The sequence below is a fragment of the Sphingobacterium deserti genome (assembly GCF_000757725.1).
GTDB lineage: Bacteria > Bacteroidota > Bacteroidia > Sphingobacteriales > Sphingobacteriaceae > Sphingobacterium > Sphingobacterium deserti.
Map to the genome: position 1 here is coordinate 29374 of NZ_JJMU01000037.1, position 21922 is coordinate 51295.

Genomic DNA, 21922 nt, shown 5'->3' on the forward strand with positions numbered 1-21922 from the left:
TATTTTATTACCTATCAACTTTGCTAAGGCAGATAGCGACATTCTGAGGTTGCTATTTATTTTATTATAATTATTTTATATCTAATATAAGCAACGGTTGTATATGTTTTTTGCTTGACTGCGGTTTGGTCGATATAGGTCTCTCAATAAGAAATGTAAATTTCTCATTGCACTGCCAGCGATAAAAAACATATGCGATTCACTTGCTTTTTGTATTGCAGTTTTATTGGCAAGTGGTAAATTTAAATAAATTATGATAAGGAATTTGAGGATAGCCATGTTTTCGTAGCCTTAAAATTTGAAAGTAGCATCTTTTAAGAAGGTTTGCAATTTTTTAAGCTTTTCTAATAACCTGTAATAATCCGAACTACAATAAATATAAATTACTGAGATAAATCTTAAACAGAGTTAAATTATGAATGAGACACAGATTGCCAAAGTTATTGCAAAATCTAAACGTTTAAACTCCTTACTTGAAGGAGAACTGGCTGCAAAAGCATTAGGTATCAACGTTCTCTCCGATAGCTCCGATCGGAAGAAATTTTTGGTCAGATTGATCGCAAGTTTGGAACAATATATCGCTAAAGAGCAGCATATTATTTACGTTGGTTTTGTCGGTCATTTTTCTTCAGGTAAATCTTCGACAATAAACAGTCTATTGGAGCTTAATAATACTAGTGATGAGCGTGAAACTGATTTAAATCCGACAGATACATCGATAAGCTTAATAACTGACAAAAAAAATTCTCAAAAGCTAATTCATATGGTTAGAGAAAATAGCCTAGTTCCCGTCAGAAGTACTCTTATTGATTATGACTTTTTGCATAACTTGGTAATTGCTGATACACCTGGATCAGGAGACCCCAACGTCGTTAACGAACTAATTCAAGATTTTTTGCCAATTTGTGACTATATATTTTACTTTATTTCTGCTGCAAATCCTGTTGATGTAGCGGATATACCATTGCTTAATCAAAAATTTTTAAAATTACCATTTTTGCCCCTCAAGTTTGTGATAACTAGAACTGACGAATTTAGGAAAAATTCTTTGCTTCCCTTAGCAGATGACAATATTGATGAAAGTAAACGAGATAAATTTATAGGTCAGCTGATATCAAGATTAAAGGAGTTCGGGAGTGTGGGGGACGTATTGATAGAAGACTTTTTATTTATTGATAACGTACAGCAGTTTAATATAAATTCTTTGAAGGAAAATTTGTATAAATGGTCTTTGTCATCAGATACACAAGTTGTATTAAATAATCACGGGCACAAAGTTGAGTTTTTCTCCAACGCTATGGTCGAGATCGAAAGTTACTTTTTAAGCACTATTAAAAATAAAATAAATACTACTGCGGACTTTTTAAACACAGCTAGTGAAAATGTAAATAAATTCGATGCAGTTGTAGAGTTAAATAATGAAAAGTTTCGTGACCTCTGGATAAATGGTGATATCTCTTTCAAAAGAGCTTTGCAAGCCGAGCAAGATAAATTGGGTTCAATTCTTAATTTTTCTTTACTTAAAAACTTCGAGAAGGATTTCAGCGTCTTGCAACAGGTAAAAATGATAAACACCGTTATAGAGCAGCAGTCCAATGGAAACATTGGCCAATTTGCAAATATTCTCTATCAGCAGATCAGAGCAGCTGTTATAAGTTTTCGTCAGGATTTCGTCAAGTCTATCAATGAAAGTAACTTAATTTTGGAGGATATTCGTACCATTTTCCCTAATAGCATCAAATTCGATTTGCTAGAAGATGAGCTTGAAGTTGATTTTACGAAAATGGATAGTCATGTTCTGGAGTATGTTAAATTATCTTATCAGTTGGCTGATCAGCAGCGTGTTAGCTTATTGTCAAAAATTGAAGATTTTATATCTGTATTAAAACAAAAGCATGTTATTCTGACTTTAGAAAAACTTTATCAAGATGGAGTGGAAACTTTTGATTTAAATTTCGAGAAGTATTTCGATGTAATAGAAATGTATAAGGCTAGTGTCCTAACCAAAAATACTAAAGACACTATCGAAAAGTTGCGAGTTGGTAAGCAACTGGATGAATTAGATGATGATTTCCCTGATCAATATAAGCAATTAAAAAAGCAAGAGGCAATAGCATCTGTATACTCAAAAAAAGAAACATATACCGGAGATACAAAAATTCTTATAAATGATTTGGAAATGGAAGCTAATTCTTTGAAGAGAGAAATAAATGGTTTTAAAATAGAAAAATTGCATACTAGCCCGTTTTTCAAGAGAGAAAAGTTCAAAGTACTGGAACCCCTAGAACAAACGAATATTGAGATTCAAAATAATCTTAATGCTGTGTTTCAAGAAAAGCTTTTAAAGGCATATGAAAGCCATAGACTAAAGTATTTAGAATTTGATAAAATGCGTGTTAAGCAAAAGAAAAGTCGTTTTTACGCAATAATCAAGTGGTGTGGTATATCGGCAATGATCGGTTTAGCTACAGTATTGATTATTCTAAAATTTAATGTTAGCACAGAAACCACTTTTGCTTGGGAAGTTTTCTACGCTATTCTTGGAACTATAGTGTCTGGATTGGGAGGTTTTCTATACGGAATGGCCCGTAATGACTTAAATACGATGACTGAAAAACTTTCCACTGCATTCACTGAAAACTCAAAATTAAGTTTTAATGCTGAATTTAATGATGATTTTTTTAATAGACTGGAACAGTCAATTTCTGATTCGCGACAAAAGAAGTTGCCGTCTTTGGAAGATGCTTTTCGTAATAGAGTTAACTTTGCAAAGTCGGTTACTGATGCCGAAGTTAAAGGTGTATTAAATGCACTTATGCTTATTAATGGGAGACTTAGTGAGATAGTAAGTAAATATTCAAATTTAATAGTTGAATATCAGCAGGTCTTCAGTGCAGTTTTCTCAAGTCCAAATGCTAATCTTGATAAGATTACTGTCTTAACGACGGAAATCAAACAGAAAAGCATTGCGCCATCATTTGCATTAATCAATAATACAAAAATTGAGCTCGAAAGGGTTAAGGAACAGATCGAGTCGGTTATTAGCTAATTGATTTTAATTTTTGCTGCGCTTATTCGTTACAATATTTGGATCGCTGCGCGATCGTTTTTAGTTGAGTGCGCGGGCATAGAGGATTCAGAATTTAAGTTGCCCGAAAAAATCAAGCGACTTGGCAAATTCATTATAAGGATTGTTTTTGTTGATGAATTTTCATAAATTTAGAGTAGCAAAATACATTGACTTATTGGAAAAGGTGGTGTCAAGAAAAATCAAAGTCTACAAAGTAGGGCATATCAAAGGATACCTATTCGGTTACCTGTCTTGATAGATTACTTGTTAATAGTAATAAAATCAACGCATTAGAGGTGTGATGGAAAATCCTGCCACCCCGACAGAAAAAGCTCGACGAAAGTCGGGCTTTTTGTGTTATTGGGGTTGGCTGATGACATTATACAACTCATACAGCAATCCCGAAACAACGCATAAAGGCGGTTCGCTTTCCCCTGCAATGGTTGCCGAGTACCAAACCCAACTGCCCGATAAAAAGCTATTGCAACAAAAATTACACGGGATTTTCGAGAACAATAATACCGAAGATACGCAATAGACAGTGAAAAATATTGAGAGGTACAAATGAAGACTATACAGTATGCTAATACAAATTTCAGAAAGACGAGATATTAAAAATGCAACATCATTATAAAACAACAATTAAATGGACAGGGAACAAAGGCACAGGGACTGACAACTATAGGAATTACGAAAGAAACTACCAGGTTACTGTCCACAGATAAGCCAAAAACTTATGGTTCTTCAGACCCAGCATTTCGAGGGGATAAAACCAAATACAACCCAGAAGATTTATTAGTCACTTCATTATCTTCCTGACATATGCTATGGTACTTACATTTGTGTTCAGAAGCGGGAGTAATCGTAATAGATTATATTGACAACGCTACGGGAGGAGCTTTTTATCAAATAGCTTCACTAAGACGTTCCTTCTTCCCCGCACTTTGTCCTACTTTGTAACCTATGTAAAATGCTAAAATTAAGAGAAAACCAAGGCATATAAATGCGTTAGCATATTTCTTTTTTATATTCAATGATGGAATGCTTTTTTTCATATAGAAAACTCCATGTGTAGTTGGTGCCAAAATATAGCGCACCGTTCACACAAATGATTAGCATGTAAACGGTGCATAAGATAATTACCGTCGTGCTCGTTCAGCAGCACTTTTTCCAACTTCGTAACCTAACGCAAAACCGGCAATAAGTAATCCCGCAAATCCAATCCATCCGCCTTCAATGCGTTGCATTTCTTCCTCGTTTAATTCTAAAAGTCCCGTATTATTATTTATTTTGATGATAACCATAATACATTCCTACAGTAATAGCATCCATGGCTAGCATTGCTCCCCAAGCAATAAATATCCATCCACCGTCCACTTCTACCATTTCGTTGGCATTCAACTCTCGAACACCAATCTTCGTTAAAGCTAAGCTATCCATTTCTGTCAAAGAATAAAAATCATATCCTACTCTATTACCAAGCCTTTTCGGAAACCTGCTTTGTTAATCAACAGCACTAAATTAGCTTCGCTCACTACACAAAAAAAGTAGTGAATAAAATATTTAAAAAAAGGTTTTTTTAGCAGAACCTTGCCTAAGATTGCGATCATCCGTTTTTCCATCCTTACTTCGCCGGAGATAAACTCAAAGTATAAAGGGTTTTAGTAGAAAATACCTAATCGCCACATCAAGTTTTTAAGAATTTCAACGCATGCTGTTTGTTCATCCTACATCAGGTCTTTTCCTTTTAAAACCGAGCTTTTGATGATGTTGGGACACAATAAAAAAATGAAGATACTTTAGAAAACGAAGTTAAAGCACTTTTCGGGAGGATGAAGGTTTCTTTAGGAAGCGCCTGAGATGATGCAAGATAAATCATGTAAAAATAGCTGCCCCATAAAGCTATTTATTTTAATGGGAGCAGCTTCAATACTTCCTGCCATGATCCTGCATGCATGGCGTAAAATAGGATATTATAGGATACTTAAGCCACCATCTACCGAGATCGGCTGACCGACCACATAGCTTGATGCGGGACTGAATAGCCAAAGCACAACTTCCGCTACCTCATTTGCTTTGCCGAGGCGCTTCATAGGAGTCCATGCTATGGTTTCTTCTGATAACTCTCTTTTTGCGAACATATCACTTTCAATTAATGACATCTCTTTTTTAAGTTGTATACATTACCTCCAAATCATACCTCGATTACTAGCGGCCTGAATAGTCTCCTCTCCATTGGCGATTACGGGAATTACGCCGGCACTATTTTCGGCGATTGGGTCCACATTATACTTTTTGCCGTCTGCGGGTATAATTTTCAGCCGCCAGATAGCGCTGAATGTTCCAGAAGGGGTGTAGTCTGTTCCTACAAGTAGATAGTTTCCATCCGGTGAGAACGCTGGAAGCACCTCCTCGTCATTGCTTTCGGTCACTTGCACGAAATTACTGCCATCGATATCCATCATGTAAATATGCTTATTTGCGCTCAGCGCTATCTTGGTCCCGGCAGCATTAACCGTAACCTCACCCCAGTCTTCGTAATTCATCTCTTTTATTAATTTCCCATTGGTATAGGGTGGATCAAGCCTAATGATAGATGACTTGTGGGTGAGGAGGATAGAGTTACCCGGAAGCCATACTATTGCCGATCCTCTCGCGGGTTTTTCGCCATTTATGGCATCGATATGCCCTAGTAGGGATCCATCAGTCTTGAGCAATACCCATCCTGCTTCAAATGTAGGCGCTATGGCGATCAACGTGTTGTCGGGTGAGAGTGTGCCCGAATGAAATCCACTTCCGCCATTTAGCGGCTTATAATCAAATTGGTTCACAATTTCACCACTGGCCATTTGGCTAATTACGAAGGTGATGTTGTCATTCCAAATGCTGGTTTTACTGGCGGTGAGCATCCATTTTTTATCCCTTGAGATGTCTCACCCGTTTCGCTTAGAGTCACTAGGTAGAAAAGTTCCCTTAACACCTGTCTCCGTGTCTATTGATAGCGTGCCTTCGTCTGCCCAATCGAAATACAACGTCCCCTTGAGATTTGATGGTATACTAGATTCTGGGCCGTTGTCTTTAGAACAGCCCACCAATAGAAGTACAGTAAAGAAAAAAGCTATTGTTTTCATGTCTTGTATCATTTGCCATATGCAAGCTATATATTAAATAGGGCTTATTATATCCACGAAAACTAGTATTTTCTGGATTTCATATGATGATCAATGTAAACGGCGTGGGGCATCATACTAGCTATTCCTCCGTTTATCTTTATTTTACGAAGGACTCGTCGATAGTTGAATTGCAATTCAGTAGAGTATGGAAACAATGTTGCTTCCAATAGAGGTTTGGGTCAGTATTAGACGTTGTTATCAAGCTTTCAATAGAGTAAATATAAAGTTTTTCGATTTTTTTTATTTTCTCGGGATCATTTATTTATATTTGAACATAGGGAATGAAACCGGTTGCATTAGATTAGGATTATAGACCAAGCGAACATGTTTTGTTTCCCATGCCATGTGAAGATGGATTTTATAGCGTGATTCGCTTTGCGTCATGTTCCAATACATGTAAATTTTATACTAGACGTTATTGGACGTGGCCATAGGATTGTTTGAATTGTAGTTACCCACATATACATAATTATGAAAATAATCAAGATTGTACTTTTAGGACTTTTTGGTCTATATGGATGCGAACAGGTACACGCCCAAAAATTTATGTTGGCGTCTCCCGATAAGAAAATAGCTGTGAGCATTGATAACAGCGGCACGCTAAGTTATAGTGTAACATTTCAGGGCCGTTCCATTGTAAACACATCAACGTTGGGCTTTGAATTGCTGAATGAGCCAGCTATGAAAGGAGACTTCATGCTATTGGAGCAAAAAGAGGTGACTATTCATGATCTATGGAAGCCGGTGATAAAGTCCAAAAATGCCGAGATCCTAAATCATTGTAATGAACTTCAATTGAGCTTGAAAGAGAAATCGGGCCTTATGCGCAGGATGGATCTTACCTTCCGGGCGTATAATGATGGAGTAGCCCTGCGTTATAAGCTATACGGAAGTGAGAAAATTGGCGACCGTAAGATTACCAGAGAGCTCACATCTTTTAATATACCCGACGATCCAAATGCATGGATCGTCAATTACGGCGGCTACGCAAGTGCTCAGGAATCGGAGTTCTTTAAAAAGAAACTGAGTGCTCTTCAAGATACCTCTATCGCGGGAATCCCGTTCTTAATGGAGTTCGACAAAAATTGCTGGGTGGCGATTACTGAGGCAAACATCGACAACTATAGTGGCTTTTACATAGGTAAGAACCAAGCATCCAATCAACTTATGACCAGATTAGCACCGCTACCGGGTGAATCTGCAGATGGAACAAAAGTGGCTTTCGATAAAGAAATCTATACACCATGGCGCGTACTCATGATCGGCGATAGCCCGGGCGTATTGATCGAATCTGAAATTGTACAGAACCTAAATGAACCCTGTCAGATCGAGGATCCATCATGGATTAAGCCGGGCACAAGCGCGTGGGATAACTGGTGGAGCGGCGACGTAAAAATGGAAATGCCGGTAATAAAGCAATACATCGATTTTGCGGCCGAGATGGGTTGGGAGTATATGCTCGTGGACTGGCAGTGGTACGGGACATTCAATACACCGCTGGCAGATATTACCAAAGCTGCTCCGCAGATTGATATGGAAGAGGTTATTGCTTATGCCAAGTCTAAGAATGTAAGAATACTGTTATGGCTATACTCCAGTGATGTGAATAGGAATTCGGCATATAAAGAAGCGTTCCCCCTTTATAAAAAGTGGGGCGTGGCAGGCGTGAAGATTGATTTTATGGATCGGGATGATCAGCAAATGGTTAATTGGTACAGAGAGATCATTAAATGTGCCGCAGATAACCAGCTATTGGTGAATTTTCATGGTGCGTATAAACCGGATGGCATCATCCGTACGTATCCTAATATGATTACGAGAGAGGGCGTGATGGGTAACGAGTTTCATAAATTTACGAGTAAAATGAGCGCCGCACATAATGTTAAGCTGGCTTTTACGCGGATGCTGGCGGGGCAAATGGATTACACCCCGGGGGGCTTCTTAAACGTTACAGAGCAACAATTTAAAAATCAGACACCGACGATTGTTCCAAACACCCGTGCTGCGGAACTTTCTAAATTCGTGATTTATGAAAGCCCGTTAACCGTTGTTTGTGAGCATCCCGACAATTTACTTAATAAGCCCGGCGCAGACTTTCTCAAGATCGTTCCAACGGTATGGGATAATACACATTTTATCGGAGGACATCCTGAAGAATATATTGCGCTGGCTAGACAAAATCAAGATACGTGGTATCTCGGAGTGATGAACAATAGTACGCGGAAAGCGATCGACGTAAAGCTCGACTTTTTAGGGGATGGAGTTTATGAAATGGAAATATGGGCAGATACCAAAAAATCAGATACTTTGCCGACAGAACTTCAGAAGAAAAAAATATCTGTTAAAAAAGGCGATGTTATCAAGATTGACCTGGCGATAAATGGCGGGTATGTGGCAACCTTATCAAAAAAGAAATAATACATTAAGCAGTGAGATGGGGGGCTGGAATTGAAAATACAATGGTGGAAGATAAGGTGAGGCATGCCGCTAAATGTCGCTATCCCCATATTTTCAATCACTTAGGATTATTCGTGTTTCATCAAATAAATTAGTAGGAAGCCATTAGTTCGAATGAATTAATGGCTTCCTACATTTAAATGTCCATTCGAAAAGGTGCATACAGATCTATTTTCTTTCCACTCTGCCGCTACAAGCAAAGACAGTTTTTATGTAATAAAATAAAATCTATAGATTTAGTAGTCTATTGTTGGATTTTATTTTATATTTGCTGCATCAAATTTTTAAAACTAATAACTACTTAACGTTTATGGATAATAAAACCTACTCCACCAATCCGCATACACTTTCTATCAACTTCTTTTTCTGTTCCCCAGACCGAATGCGAATGTGTAGTTAATCTCTCCATATAAAAGAAAAAGGGGAGTTTGCACTCCCCCTGTTGACTAATAATGAAACAAGTCTCAATTGGCGTTGGACGCTTGTTTTAAACTCACTATTAAACATCCAAAAATATGAAAATAAATGGAGTTTGGGGATACTCTTGGCTATTCCTATTGTCTTTGTTGGCTACTTTGAGCGCACAAGGACAACAAACCTCTCCCATTATTAATGCTTCACTGGTAGGTAAAGTCATTGATGCCACCACCAGAGAGCCCATTGAAGGCGCTACGGTACAGCTGGAGGCTGTGACTCATAGCGTAAAGACAGATGCTGAGGGGCAGTTCCAATTTGTCACTGGACAAAAACTGCCGTTTGCCGTTACTGTCTCGTACGTAGGCTATGAACAGCAAAAACTTGTTATCTCAATTTCCCCCACTGTCATTGAATTAGAGCCGAAAATATCAGGTTTGGACGAGGTGGTTGTGGTGGGTTATGGAGCCATTAAAAGAAAAGACCTTACCGGTTCTGTAGCCTCATTGCCAAACGAGCTGCTAAAACAAAATGTATCCTCATTGGATCAGGCACTGAAAGGCGGAATATCCGGTGTGCAGGTCACGCAAACTTCAGGGCAGCCCGGCGGGGGCGTGAGCATTCGTATCCGTGGCGGAGCATCCATCCAAGGGGGAAATGAGCCTTTGTATGTCATCGACGGCTTCCCTGTGTATAACCAAACGGAAAATACGGGCGTAGGTTCCGGAGCCACGATCAATCCCTTAGCTAGTATCAATCCCTCAGATATTGAAAGCATAGAAGTGTTAAAAGATGCGTCGGCCACCGCCATTTACGGATCCCGTGGCGCAAATGGTGTGGTGCTCGTGACGACGAAAAAAGGCAGCGCCGGAGGAGCAAAGCTCACGTATGATGGTAGCTTGGGATCTCAAAGCGTGATCAAAACTATCGATGTATTAGGAGCGAGAGATTTCGCTACCTTGCGGAATGAGGTGCTGTTTGATGCCAACCCATCGCGCGGACAGTACCAGTACCTATCACAGAATGATGTAGACGCGCTCGGTGAAGGCACCAATTGGCAAAAACAAGCGTTCCGTACTGCGCCCATACGTAATCATCAGCTATCGTTAACGGGCGGCGGCGACAGGGTAAAATATTTTTTGGGAGCAAATTATTTTGACCAAGAGGGGGTTATTGTGAACACAGATTTCAAAAGGCTAGGTTTTCGCAGCAACATTGATGCTCGTCCATACGAACGGTTGACTATAGGGGCTAATCTCTCATTAAACCGTACGCAAGCTCAGATTGCTCCATCTGGTATTGTGAACTCGCTGTTGATCATGCCACCTACAGCTACAGTTTACGAAGCGGATGGAAGCTATACGCTTCGAAATCCGTTCGAAAACATATTTGCTAACCCCATTGCTACACTATTAGAGACTACAAATGAACAGGTGGGGCTTAGGACACTGGGAACGGGCTTTGCGCAATATGATATCTTGGATGGTCTGCAGCTTAAAGTCCTCCTCGGAGTGGATCTTAACACAAGGACTGACAAGTTTTACCTGCCATCTTATATTTATGAAGGTTCTGTAAACAATGGCCGAGCTAACCTGGGCAGCTTGGATTACTATTCATGGCTCAATGAAAACACGCTGACCTACAACAAGTCCTTTAACAATCATAATTTAAATGTTCTATTAGGTTTTACACAACAGGAAGCGCGTAATGCGATATTCGGGGCGGGTGCTGAAAACTTCGTAACCGATGAATTGCTCTATAATAGCCTTCAAAGCGGATCAACCTTACTCCGACCAGAATCCGGTGCATACGCATGGGTACTTCACTCTTTTCTGAGCCGGATTAATTACAACTATAAAAATAAATATTATGCTTCCGCTAGTATACGCCGAGATGGGAGTTCCAGATTCGGAACGAACAACAAATGGGGAAATTTTCCATCGCTTGCATTCTCTTGGCGAGCTAGCGAAGAAACGTTCGTGAAGGAAAATCTCTCTTTTCTAAATGATCTTAAACTGCGCACCAGCTTTGGTACTACCGGGAATCTCGAGATCGGGCAATATCAGTCGCTCTCTACCTTATACGCGCTTAACTACCTTATCGGGGGCAATATCGCGACCGGCTTTGCCTCGCAGCGCATTCCGAACGAAAATCTGGGTTGGGAGACCACTTATCAGTATGACGCGGGGATAGATTTTTCATTTTTTCGTAATAGATTTCAATTCACTTTTGACTGGTATTATAAAAAGACGGAAGATCTACTTTTAAACGTTGAAATCCCATGGACATCAGGTTATGCAAGTTCCTTACAAAACTATGGATCTGTTGAGAACAAAGGGGTGGAGTTTAATCTTCGAAGCCGGAATATCGAGGGAGAATTTTCGTGGTCGACGGATCTAAACCTGTCCTTCAATCGGAACAAAGTATTATCAATAGGCAATGGCAGCTCCTATATCACCGGCAACTACATTATCCAGGTTGGAAAGCCCTTAGGCACCTTTTACGGGACAGCTACAGATGGAATCTTGCAGCAGGGGGAAGAGGCGGAAAAAGGGGTTTATACGGGTAATGCTACTCCAAAAGCCGGCGACCGTTTGTACAAAGATATTGACGGAGACGGCAAGTTTACCACCGCCAACGACAGAACGATTATCGGAGATGCTCAGCCTAATTATTTTTTCGGTATTACCAATACATTTAACTACAAGGGGATAGATCTCAGTTTCCTTATACAAGGTTCGGTAGGAAATCAAATCCTCAACATGAATAGACAAGCTTTGGAGATGTTTACCGGTCAGCAAAATGCATCAAGTGACGCTTTACAGCGATGGACAGCAGCTAATCCTTCGCAAGACTATCCGCGTGCTAAACTAGATCCGGCGCCTATTTTCTCGGATCGTTTTGTCGAAGATGGCTCGTTCGTACGTGTCAAGTCGCTACAGTTTGGCTATACGATACCGAAAGGCTGGACAAAAAATACACTATCTAATCTAAGACTGTATGTAACCGGGCAAAACCTCATCACCTGGACGAAGTACAGTGGTTTTGATCCGGAAGTGACGTCGGGAAATAACGTGCAGATCGGTGTCGACCAAGGCATATACCCGGCCTCAAAATCGTTCTCGGTCGGCGCATCAATTACATTTTAATCAGGAGGGCTAATATACTATGAAAAGTAAAATTTTAATTGGGCTTCTTACACTAAGCACATTATTGGCATGTTCAAAACTGGAGGAAAATCCGGATGCCCTGTTGGTTTCCGAGCAGTTTTACCTCAATGAAGGACAAGCCCTATCAGCAGTGACTGGAACCTATCGCAAACTATATGAAAGTGGACAATCTATTTACAATGGGCTTTTCCAGATTGGCGTGGAAATGGCAACTGATGATTATGAAGCCGGACCGCGAGCACGAAATGCCCATGTAAGAGCCATTAGCGGTTTGACACATGATGAATCAAACGATCGGATGGAGCAGCTTTGGAAACAGAGCTATGATGCGATTAATGCATCCAATCTAAATATCAAAAACATCGAGGCAATGGCAGAGGGGCAGATCAGTCCTGCGATTAAGACACGCCTCATCAACGAGGCAAAATTCTTAAGAGCACTGCACTACTTCAACCTCGTACGATGGTTTGGCGATGTACCGTTAATTGTAGAACCGGTAGCGTCATTGAGTGGTGAGCAGTTGTATGTTTCCAAAGCAACAGAAGCGGAGGTGTACACCCACATCGAAAATGACTTGATTCAGGCAGAGAGCCTGCCCAACTACCTCGATTACGGTGAGAAGGACCGAGGTCGTGCGTCTAAAGGTGCAGCGAAGAGTTTATTATCGAAAGTCTACCTAACACAACAGAAGTGGGAGCTGGCGCGAAACAAAGCAAAAGAAGTTATCGACGAGGAAGGATACGGTCTGTTCGAATCCTATGCAGATGTGTTTGCCGTGGACAAAAAGAATGGGAAAGAGCATATTTTTTCCGCACAGTTTCAAGGCAATAGCGGATACCAAGGCAATAGCTTAGCAGGTAGATCTGCGCCGGCAGACATTCCCGGGATAAACGGTGACTATTCTGATGCACTTCATGCGGAAGGTCTTCTTTACCAATCGTTTGAAAGTCAAGACACGCGTCTGCCAATTACGTTTACCACCGGCAAGGTCTCTCCGACTAATGGTCAATATTACGCTTTGAGTAAACCTCAATTTAATAAATACTACGATGAGAGCGTTGTAGGAAACCAAAGTCAGTCATCAAAAAACCTCTCCATCATCCGATATGCTGAGGTGCTGTTGATTTATGCCGAAGCGGAAAATGAATTGACAGCCGCCCCCACGACGTCAGCTATCGACGCACTAAATAGTGTTCGAAGCCGTGCTAAAGCCAGCCTGTATACAGGCGGCAGTACGAAAGATGGATTTCGCGAGTTGGTCTTCGAGGAGCGACGCAAGGAGTTAGTGTACGAGTATCAACGTTGGTTCGATCTGGTCAGGAGAGGTGTGGACTACTATATAGCGAAACTTCACGCAGCGAAGAAAACGCAGGCGGCGGCAAGACATATCCACTTCCCGACACCGCAACGAGAACTGAATCTGAACCCCAACCTTAAACAGCATCCAGACTGGATAAATTATTAAAATAAAGAATCATGAAGCAGGCACTTAGCTTTACCGCACTTCTGTTAACCTGTATGCTATCACTGGCACAGGATAAACGGCCGAACATCATCCTCGTATTGGTAGACGATTTAGGCTTTTCCGACATCGAACCTTTCGGTGGACTGGACGTCAACACCCCGAACCTTACGCAGCTGGCAGCGGAAGGTACCCGCTTTCAGGAGTTTTACAATAATTCCATTTGTGCGCCGACTAGAGCATCACTACTGACTGGACAATATGCGCACAAGGCGGGAATCGGCTATTTTAACGTCAATCTAGGATTGCCAGCTTACCAAGGGTTTCTCAACAAAGAGTCTCTAACACTGGGGGAAGTATTGAAGAATGCGGGATACTCGACTATCCTATCTGGAAAATGGCATGTTGGTGATGACCGGGATCAATGGCCTGCGCAACGCGGCTTCGAGCGTTCTTTTGGGTTTATAGGTGGTGCCGTAAATTTCTATGAAATAAATGGTGAGAATAGCCCGACTGTCCCACTGTTGCGGAATAACGAGCCGTTTTATCTGCCAAAAGGACGATATCTCACCGACGAAATCACCGATCAAGCCATTGCATTCCTTCAGGATCAGGACAAAGAGAACAAGCCATTTTTCCTTTATCTCGCATTTAATGCGCCGCATTGGCCACTACAGGCGCCTGAAGAAGATATCCAGAAGTATGAAAGCGTCTACCAAAAAGGATGGGATAGCCTGCGCACGGATAGGTATCGCCAAGCAATCGCAAAAGGGGTATTCCCAGCAGGGCAGGAGATTGCCAGCCGTGACACGGTGATACAGGCTTGGAATAAGCTCACCTATGACGAACAGCAGTACTGGCAACGACGTCAACAAGTTTTTGCAGGTATGATTGACCATGTCGACCAAAGCATTGGCAAGCTACGCAAAGCACTGCAGACATTGAAGAAGGATGACAATACTGTGATTATATTTCTATCGGACAATGGGGCCCAAGGGGGCGATCGCACGCGAATGTATACACAGCGTAACACCGAAACTGTAGGACGGGCCGGCTCTTATGAAGTGCAGAACAGCAATTGGTCGCAGACCGGTAACTCACCGCTCCGTAGCTACAAAGACAATCCATACGAAGGAGGTATCGGCGCACCTTTTATTGTGTGGTACCCCAAAGAAGTGAAGGCCAACGCAATCAAAAAAGGTACAGGCCATATCATCGATATAGCACCGACACTGTACGATTTTGCCCATGCTAAATACCCTAAGACGCTAAACGATGTACAAGCAAATCCGCTATCTGGGATAAGCTTACGTGAGGTATTAGCAACTGATAAGAATCAAGCAGATAGGGGGAAGCCGTTGTTTTGGGAACGTGCTGGAAACCGGGCCGTACGCCATGGTAAATGGAAACTTGTATCACTGTACAAGACCGGCAATAAAATCGAGCTCTACGACATAGACGACGACCGTGCAGAAAATAATAATGTTGCAAATCAATACCCTGATGTAGTAAAGGAACTTGAAGATCTTTACCAGCAATGGGCTAAAGAAACAGGTGTAGTCGATTATGAACGCATACGGCCACAGAGAAATTCACTTCGTTAAGTAATACACTACATACTCATCTAAATAAGTATAACGATGAAAAAGACTTTTATAACACTACTAAGCATATGCAGTCTGAGCCTAGCGGTTTACGCGCAAAAACAAGACCGCCCAAATATTGTTGTCATCTTAGCGGACGACCTCGGTTATTCAGATTTGGGAGCCTATGGTTCGGAAATCGCTACACCTAATCTCGATCGCTTGGCCGAAGAAGGTGTTCGATTTCGACAATTTTACAACAATTCCATCTGTGCGCCTACCCGCGCCTCGGTAATCACGGGACAATACCAGCATAAAGCAGGTGTAGGTTACTTCTCAAACGACCTCGGACTACCAGCCTATCAAGGGTATATCAATGCCGAATCATTAACTTTTGCAGAAGTGCTCAAAGCGAATGGCTACATCACCCTAACGTCCGGCAAATGGCATGTATCAGGCAAAGACCAAAGTTATCCTTGGCAACGGGGCTTCGATAAAGTTTTTCCAAAAAATGAAAACGGAGCTAATTCTGGGGCGCCGGGTTTTGGTAAGGTAGAGACTGACGCAGAAGGCTACCCACTCTCGGCGTATTACTCAACCAACGTCATCAATGCTCATGCCCAACAATTCTTGGACGAAATCAAAGGGGAAAGCAAGCCATTCTTCTTGTATCTAGCCCATACAGCCCCACACTGGCCATTGGTCGCTCTACCCGAAGACGTTGCTAAGTATAAAGGTAAATATGACAAGGGGTGGTTTGCCGTTCGAAAAGAGCGCTTCGACAAACAAAAGAAACTCGGTATCTTAACACAGGATGCCGTACTTTCTGTTCCTGATCAAGACCTCTACGACTGGGATAAGTTATCGTTTGATAATAGACGATCTTGGGCGAAAAAGATGGAGGTATTTGCGGCAATGGTAGACCGTCTTGACCAAAGTATAGGCTCCCTTTTAGAAAAATTAAAGGACAATGGACAATTGGAAAATACCATTATCATCTTTCTTTCAGACAATGGTGCGCCAGCGGAAGATCTGGTTAAGTGGCATGGCGGCGCACGCATAAATGAGGGGCCGGTCGGAACGGTAGGTTCCTATGAATCCCAGAGTAAAAACTGGTCGTATGCTTCAAACACACCCTTTAAAGCCTACAAAGATTATCTGCATGAGGGCGGCATAAACACGCCTTTTATCGCTTGGTTTCCTCAAAAGATAAAGCCCAATACAATTGTGCAGGGTACTGGACACATTATCGATCTCGCCCCAACGCTATATGAGTTGGCGCGGGCCAAATACCCAAAAAGCTACCAAGGAATTAAACCGCATGAGCTTCCCGGGAAAAGTCTGCTGCCTGTGCTAACGGGCGCTGTGGATACCATTGACAGGCCTGAAGGGCTCTTTTGGGAAAGGGCCGGCAATAGGGCAGCACGTATAGGTAAATGGAAGCTCGTATCTACCTGGCCATCGTATAGTTGGGAGCTCTATGATTTGGATAAAGACCCTACGGAAACAACTGATGTAGCACGTCAAAACCACGCTGTAGTATCCCAGCTTTCCCAAGCATATTTCAAGTGGGCAAAACAAAACGGTGTGGTTGATTTTGCACAGCTGGAAGATAAAGAGCCGACAAGTATGCGACTTTTTAGAAAAAGTAAGGAACAAGAATCTACACCCCCGGCCTTTAATTTTTAGCAAATGAAAGCAACGATTTTTATACTCACACTGAGCTTTATTACACATTTAGGGTTCGGACAAATAAAGGATTTCAAAACTAATGTGGTTGACTTTTTTAAGCATGTACAACTCGAAAGGTCGCCGCAAATACTGGATGCTCGATCGCTCGAGGAGTATGAGCAGGCTCACCTACCAAGTGCTATCCAAATCGATCAGCAGGCAGCAGATTTTGAGCGAAAGATCGGTAAACTTGATAAGGGCAGCCCGGTTTTTATTTACTCCATCCAAACTGGGCGTTCGCAGCGGCTCGCGGAGCATCTTAGCAAGCTATCTTTCCACAAAATTTATGTTTTGTCTCCGGGAATAGCGGCTTGGGTCGGATCTGGCTACCCTTTAGTTGTCTCGGAGACAAACGAGAAAAGAATATCCTTGGAAGCTTTTCATACCGCGCTGACGGCAGATGAGTATGTGCTGGTCAGTTTTGGATCAAACTACTGCCCGCCTTGCAAAAAGGTTATACCTGTGTTGGATTCGTTACAGCGGCGATCCAATGATTTACGTGTTGTTAAGGTGGAAATTGATGTCAATCCAGATATCATCAAAGCATACGGGGTAAAAACAATTCCGACCACCACCTTGTATCGTTCAGGTACCGCTATTTGGACAAAAACAGGCATCCCTACGGTCGACGAAATATGGACAGCAAGGCATGAAAAACAATAGTATACCTACGTGGCGAGCAACTCTCTTATCATGCGCGATCTTTACGGTGAGCGGTCTGATATCAGCGCAAGAGCTACCATCCTGCTGCATGGAAGCTGGCGTGTCGCGAGGATCGCTTTTATCCAAACGACAAGTTGTCCAGCCTGCTGCTGTCGTCATAAAAGATCATTCGAAAATGATTTTTCTGCAGGGGGGGACATTTGAAATGGGTAGCAAAAGATTTGATGACGCCGCTAAAACGCGTCAAGTCGAGCTGTCGCCATATTGGATTGACGAACATGAAGTGACAAATGCCCAGTTTGCGCACTTTGTGCAAGAGACTGGGTACGTAACGGTAGCGGAGCGCCCGTTGCATCCGAAGGATTTTCCAGGTACGGATCCGGCTATTCTTGTTCCTGGCTCAGCGGTTTTTGGTGCAGTTACCCCTACGCGAGGCTTACAGGATCCTACCGCTTGGTGGCAATATATTGCGGGAGCCGATTGGCAACATCCTGAAGGCACGCAAAGTACAATCGTAGGTCGTGAAAATCATCCGGTAGTGCATGTAGCTTACGAAGACGCAGCAGCCTATGCGAATTGGGCAGGCAAGCGACTGCCGACAGAAGCCGAATGGGAGTATGCAGCAAAAGGGGGGCAGCAGAATGATGAAGAATTTTATTGGGGTAAAGACCTCAAAAAAAATGGTGTTTGGCAGGCCAATATTTTTCAAGGCAAGTTTCCAGACGCCGACAGCAGGGAAGATGGTTATGCAGGCACAGCGCCCGTTAAATCATTCCCAGCTAACGCCTATGGGCTTTATGATTTATCTGGTAATGTTTGGGAATGGTGCGCAGATTTCTATCAGCCGGCGTATGCCGTAGCAGAAACGAAAAACCCAAAAGGGCCTGCATCATCTTATGATCCGCAAGAACTAGAGGCGATAAAGCGCGTCCAGCGTGGCGGATCTTTTCTTTGTAATGATCAGTATTGTGAACGTTATAAAGCAGGAGCAAGGGGCAAAGGCGAAGTTAATAGTACGACCAATCATATCGGCTTCCGCTGTGTAAAAGATGTCGAGTAGCTGATGCAAGAAACGAACGTAAACATTATTTGTTATAAATAAAAAATTACGTTATGGTAAGAACAGTGATAAATCCTTGGGAATGGCAGAACGAGCTTGGCTACGTTCAAGCGGTTGAAGTGAAAGAAGTAAAAAGCACATTATACATATCTGGTCAGGCCGCGGTGAACCCTGATGGTAGCTCAAGCAACGCCGATATGCGTACGCAATTTCAGTTAGCGGTCAAAAATCTAGAAACTGTGATTAGCCAAGCTGGATACGAATGTAAAGATATTGTACGCCTTACGATATATTCGACGTCTTCGAAAGAATTTATGTCCACATGTATTGATTTGTTGAAAGATTTTGCTCGTAACCATGAAATGAAGCAATCGCTCACCTTATTGGAAGTAGTGGGATTGAACGAAACGATGAATGTGGAGTTGGAGGCGACGGCGGCTAAGTAGACACTGTGCAGATTGCAGTATCAAACGCTTACTGTCTGAGCAATGTTGAATTTAAACAGCACTAGGAGATAAGAAAAACAGACCTATTCATTCCTTAATGAGGTCACCGGATTAGCCAATGCGGCTTTGATGGCTTGTGTGCTGACTGTGGCAAGAGCTATCAATAATACGCTGGTTCCCGCAAGTGCAAAAACATCCCAACTGACTGGTATGCGGTACGTATACGTTTGAAGAAAGAAATGATCGGTGAACCAATAGGATATAGGAAAGGCGATTATGCAGGAAATTAAAACCAGTAGAGCAAATTCAGTAGAGAGAAGTCGCGTGATGGAAAGGACGGATGCGCCCATTACTTTCCTTACGCCGATTTCTTTTTTTCTATTCTCAGCTATGTATGCGGAGAGTGCAAAAAGGCCTAAACAAGATACCGCTATGGTGATAAAGCTAAATAGCCCTGCCAAAAGGCTGTGTCGTTCACTATCCTCAAATTTTTGAGCATAAGCCTGATCTACAAAGGTATATGTAAATGGATATTCGGCGTTATAGCGAGTGAATATTTCCTCTGTTTTTTTCAAAGCTTCCGATGTTGGTAAAGAGGAGTTGAATTTAATATGCATAACATTAAACCATCCCTTTGCTCCTAATATGACCATGGGAGGAATTTCCTCAAAGGGCGAACTAAGGATGAAATCTTCCACAACGCCGATGACGTGCCAATCCGCCCCATGCTGTTGAACAATTTGCCCTAAGGGATCAACAAACCCCATTGCCCTAACCGCGGATTCATTCAGAAGAATGCCCAAGGAATCGGTAGGATAGCGATTCAGATCAAAATCTCGTCCATCTATAAGCTTAAGGCCAGCAGTTTTTGCAAATTGGTCATCTGCAGAAATCATATCGAAAATGGTTTTATCATTGGCGTCTTTTCCTTTCCACGCAAAACCCCAGCTGTTACTCCAACTTTCAGTGAGGGGAGAACTGGTTCTGGTCACCGATTCAGCTACACCGCTATTTAGTAGTTCATTTTTGATGAGCGACCGGTTCTTGACGATATTACCTTCTTCAGCAATGTAAATCAAGTTATTTCGATCATAACCGTTTTCGCGCATTCTGCCAAATTCTAATTGTCTCTGGATAAGGAACGTGCAAATGATAAGGGTTGCCGCGACGGTAAACTGAATGGCAACCAAGAATCTTCTTACAAGGTACGCTGAATTTACGCTATGAAATGTTCCTTTTAAAACCTTAACTGGTTGAAAAGATGTGAGGAAGAAAGCAGGATAGGTACCAGCCAAAATACCTGTAAAGAGGATGAAGCCAAAAAATGAAAACCAAAATCTAGCTGAAGATATATCGATCGTTATTGCGCGCCCCAAAAGACTACTAAAGAGCGGTAAACATATCCAAACTGTTACGAGGGCAAGGGTACCAGCAATTAACGCTATCAAGATGGCTTCACTCAGGAATTGACCTATAAGCTTACGACGGCTAGATCCAACGACTTTCCTGATGCCGACTTCTTTTGCCCGTCTTTCGCTCCGAGCAGTACTCAAATTGGTAAAGTTGATACAGGAAATTAGTAAAATAAATACGGCGATAAATAAGAATGCATGGATCATGTCTATTCTCCCACCTACCATTTTTCCATTCTCAAATTTGCTGTACAACCACCAGTCTGGTAAGGCATGAAGAAATATCTCGGCATCTCGGTTGCCGCCTCTATGCTTCACCGTTATGTCTCGGATCTTTTTGTTAACCTCCGCAAAGGAAGCTTGCGGAGTTAGTTCTACATAGGTTGTCGTTGTATTATTACCCCAGTGTTGATCCGACTGTCCTTTTTTTTCCATAGAGGTCCACGACATCAAAAACTGAGTTTCATTAAATCTAGAGTTACGTGGGATATCTTCCATGACCCCCGTTATGTTGACGATTTCTGTTGCTTCTAAGCGCATCGTTTTGCCAAGTACATCATCTGTTCCGAAAAGCGTTTTGGCTAGTGATCTGGTAATCACGATATCTGTTGGGTTAACGAGCGCACGGTTTTTATCACCTTTTATCAGCGGGAGGCCAAACATCTGCAAGAACGTGGAATCTACAAAGGCGCCAAATCCCTTGATCTTTTTATCGCCGACTCTTATGAGTATATCACCCATCTCCGAATGGCGACTTGTATTGGCTATTTCAGGAAACTCCGACTTTAGTTCAGGCGCTAACGGCTTAGGGGTTAAAAATATCGTATTTATACCATCCTGGAGCTTTAAGTTATTTCCTGCCATATATAAGCGATCACGTTTCGGATGAAACATATCGAAGCTAATCTCATTTTGAATCCATAGCAAAACTAACATTGCTGCCGCCATCCCGATTGCCAGACCTCCTATATTTAGCATTGAATATCCTTTATTTCTATGGAGGTTACGTCCCGCAATTTTAAGGTATTGCTTTATCATAATGATTGTGCTTATATTGTTTACTTAATTCTCCGTATTAAAGACCGCCATCCCCAACCAAGCCAAATACTGTTAAAATTATTCCAAATGAGTGCCAAAGATGTAAGTTGTTCGCATCAAGTGTTTTACATTTTTTCTTTTATAGGCCCTGTCCGTATCCGAACATATATTGTCCACGTGCGAACATTCGCATACGGAATAAAATATGCGGCGTAAATCATATTCATATGCGTGAACCTGAGT

At 42.0% G+C, this 21922-nt stretch carries 15 protein-coding genes; 10 read left to right on the forward strand and 5 right to left on the reverse strand.

From position 1 onward, the window contains the following. The first annotated feature begins 415 nt into the window (after positions 1 to 415). Complete coding sequence (locus tag DI53_RS11835) at positions 416 to 3049, forward strand: P-loop NTPase family protein (protein ID WP_037499600.1); 2634 nt, start codon at positions 416 to 418, stop codon at positions 3047 to 3049. A gap of 319 nt (positions 3050 to 3368) precedes the next feature. Further along, on the forward strand, positions 3369 to 3608 hold the full coding sequence (locus DI53_RS20555) for a hypothetical protein (RefSeq protein ID WP_206538027.1): 240 nt from the start codon (positions 3369 to 3371) through the stop codon (positions 3606 to 3608). Between the two features lie 743 nt (positions 3609 to 4351). On the opposite strand, the gene DI53_RS20075 is transcribed toward DI53_RS20555, so the two are convergent. The 4 genes from DI53_RS20075 to DI53_RS11855 form a co-directional block, all read right to left on the reverse strand. Further along, positions 4352 to 4519 carry a class IIb bacteriocin, lactobin A/cerein 7B family gene (locus DI53_RS20075; protein ID WP_131555250.1) on the reverse strand — a complete coding sequence of 56 codons (168 nt, stop codon included), beginning with the start codon at positions 4517 to 4519 and terminating at the stop codon, positions 4352 to 4354. 524 nt (positions 4520 to 5043) lie between these two features. Further along, positions 5044 to 5232: an SDR family oxidoreductase gene (locus DI53_RS11845; RefSeq protein WP_037499606.1), complete on the reverse strand. Its 189-nt coding sequence runs from the start codon at positions 5230 to 5232 to the stop codon at positions 5044 to 5046. A 21-nt stretch (positions 5233 to 5253) separates the two neighbouring features. Continuing rightward, entirely contained in the window at positions 5254 to 5979 is a 726-nt protein-coding gene (locus DI53_RS11850) for a TolB family protein (RefSeq protein ID WP_131555252.1), read from the reverse strand. Between the two features lie 24 nt (positions 5980 to 6003). After that, positions 6004 to 6201, reverse strand: a complete 198-nt coding sequence (locus tag DI53_RS11855; RefSeq protein ID WP_131555254.1) for a hypothetical protein — start codon at positions 6199 to 6201, stop codon at positions 6004 to 6006. A gap of 513 nt (positions 6202 to 6714) precedes the next feature. On the opposite strand from DI53_RS11855, the gene DI53_RS20560 reads away from it, so the two are divergent. The 8 genes from DI53_RS20560 (at position 6715) to DI53_RS11895 (ending at position 19229) form a co-directional block, all read left to right on the forward strand. Then, positions 6715 to 8661, forward strand: coding sequence for a glycoside hydrolase family 97 protein (locus tag DI53_RS20560; protein WP_081939442.1), 1947 nt, complete (start codon positions 6715 to 6717; stop codon positions 8659 to 8661). Positions 8662 to 9215: 554 nt separating this feature from the next. Continuing rightward, complete coding sequence (locus DI53_RS11865) at positions 9216 to 12263, forward strand: SusC/RagA family TonB-linked outer membrane protein (RefSeq protein ID WP_037499613.1); 3048 nt, start codon at positions 9216 to 9218, stop codon at positions 12261 to 12263. Between the two features lie 19 nt (positions 12264 to 12282). Further along, positions 12283 to 13749 carry a RagB/SusD family nutrient uptake outer membrane protein gene (locus tag DI53_RS11870; RefSeq protein ID WP_037499614.1) on the forward strand — a complete coding sequence of 489 codons (1467 nt, stop codon included), beginning with the start codon at positions 12283 to 12285 and terminating at the stop codon, positions 13747 to 13749. Positions 13750 to 13760: 11 nt separating this feature from the next. Continuing rightward, entirely contained in the window at positions 13761 to 15350 is a 1590-nt protein-coding gene (locus tag DI53_RS11875; protein ID WP_037499616.1) for an arylsulfatase, read from the forward strand. A gap of 36 nt (positions 15351 to 15386) precedes the next feature. Continuing rightward, positions 15387 to 17018, forward strand: coding sequence for an arylsulfatase (locus DI53_RS11880; RefSeq protein WP_071790485.1), 1632 nt, complete (start codon positions 15387 to 15389; stop codon positions 17016 to 17018). A gap of 3 nt (positions 17019 to 17021) precedes the next feature. After that, complete coding sequence (locus DI53_RS11885; protein ID WP_052072360.1) at positions 17022 to 17723, forward strand: thioredoxin domain-containing protein; 702 nt, start codon at positions 17022 to 17024, stop codon at positions 17721 to 17723. Continuing rightward, positions 17710 to 18783, forward strand: a complete 1074-nt coding sequence (locus DI53_RS11890; RefSeq protein ID WP_071790486.1) for a formylglycine-generating enzyme family protein — start codon at positions 17710 to 17712, stop codon at positions 18781 to 18783. Before DI53_RS11885 ends, DI53_RS11890 begins: the two co-directional genes overlap by 14 nt. Before the next feature lie 53 nt (positions 18784 to 18836). Next, positions 18837 to 19229 carry a RidA family protein gene (locus DI53_RS11895; RefSeq protein WP_037499618.1) on the forward strand — a complete coding sequence of 131 codons (393 nt, stop codon included), beginning with the start codon at positions 18837 to 18839 and terminating at the stop codon, positions 19227 to 19229. Between the two features lie 83 nt (positions 19230 to 19312). Here DI53_RS11895 and DI53_RS11900 read toward each other — a convergent pair whose 3' ends face one another. After that, the gene (locus DI53_RS11900; RefSeq protein ID WP_241462412.1) at positions 19313 to 21619 is read right to left on the reverse strand and encodes an ABC transporter permease; all 2307 of its coding nucleotides are present in this window, start codon (positions 21617 to 21619) and stop codon (positions 19313 to 19315) included. Between the last annotated feature and the right edge of the window lie 303 nt (positions 21620 to 21922).

What these genes read in the sequence shown, in the direction of transcription:
- DI53_RS11880 (WP_071790485.1), top strand. Translation starts at nt 15,387, where the DNA reads ATGAAAAAGACTTTTATAACACTACTAAGCATATGCAGTCTGAGCCTA.
- DI53_RS11875 (WP_037499616.1), top strand. Translation starts at nt 13,761, where the DNA reads ATGAAGCAGGCACTTAGCTTTACCGCACTTCTGTTAACCTGTATGCTA.
- DI53_RS11870 (WP_037499614.1), top strand. Translation starts at nt 12,283, where the DNA reads ATGAAAAGTAAAATTTTAATTGGGCTTCTTACACTAAGCACATTATTG.
- DI53_RS11845 (WP_037499606.1), bottom strand. Translation starts at nt 5,232, where the DNA reads ATGTCATTAATTGAAAGTGATATGTTCGCAAAAAGAGAGTTATCAGAA.
- DI53_RS11850 (WP_131555252.1), bottom strand. Translation starts at nt 5,979, where the DNA reads ATGCTCACCGCCAGTAAAACCAGCATTTGGAATGACAACATCACCTTC.
- DI53_RS20560 (WP_081939442.1), top strand. Translation starts at nt 6,715, where the DNA reads ATGAAAATAATCAAGATTGTACTTTTAGGACTTTTTGGTCTATATGGA.
- DI53_RS11865 (WP_037499613.1), top strand. Translation starts at nt 9,216, where the DNA reads ATGAAAATAAATGGAGTTTGGGGATACTCTTGGCTATTCCTATTGTCT.
- DI53_RS11835 (WP_037499600.1), top strand. Translation starts at nt 416, where the DNA reads ATGAATGAGACACAGATTGCCAAAGTTATTGCAAAATCTAAACGTTTA.
- DI53_RS11855 (WP_131555254.1), bottom strand. Translation starts at nt 6,201, where the DNA reads ATGAAAACAATAGCTTTTTTCTTTACTGTACTTCTATTGGTGGGCTGT.
- DI53_RS11890 (WP_071790486.1), top strand. Translation starts at nt 17,710, where the DNA reads ATGAAAAACAATAGTATACCTACGTGGCGAGCAACTCTCTTATCATGC.
- DI53_RS11895 (WP_037499618.1), top strand. Translation starts at nt 18,837, where the DNA reads ATGGTAAGAACAGTGATAAATCCTTGGGAATGGCAGAACGAGCTTGGC.
- DI53_RS11885 (WP_052072360.1), top strand. Translation starts at nt 17,022, where the DNA reads ATGAAAGCAACGATTTTTATACTCACACTGAGCTTTATTACACATTTA.
- DI53_RS11900 (WP_241462412.1), bottom strand. Translation starts at nt 21,619, where the DNA reads ATGCTAAATATAGGAGGTCTGGCAATCGGGATGGCGGCAGCAATGTTA.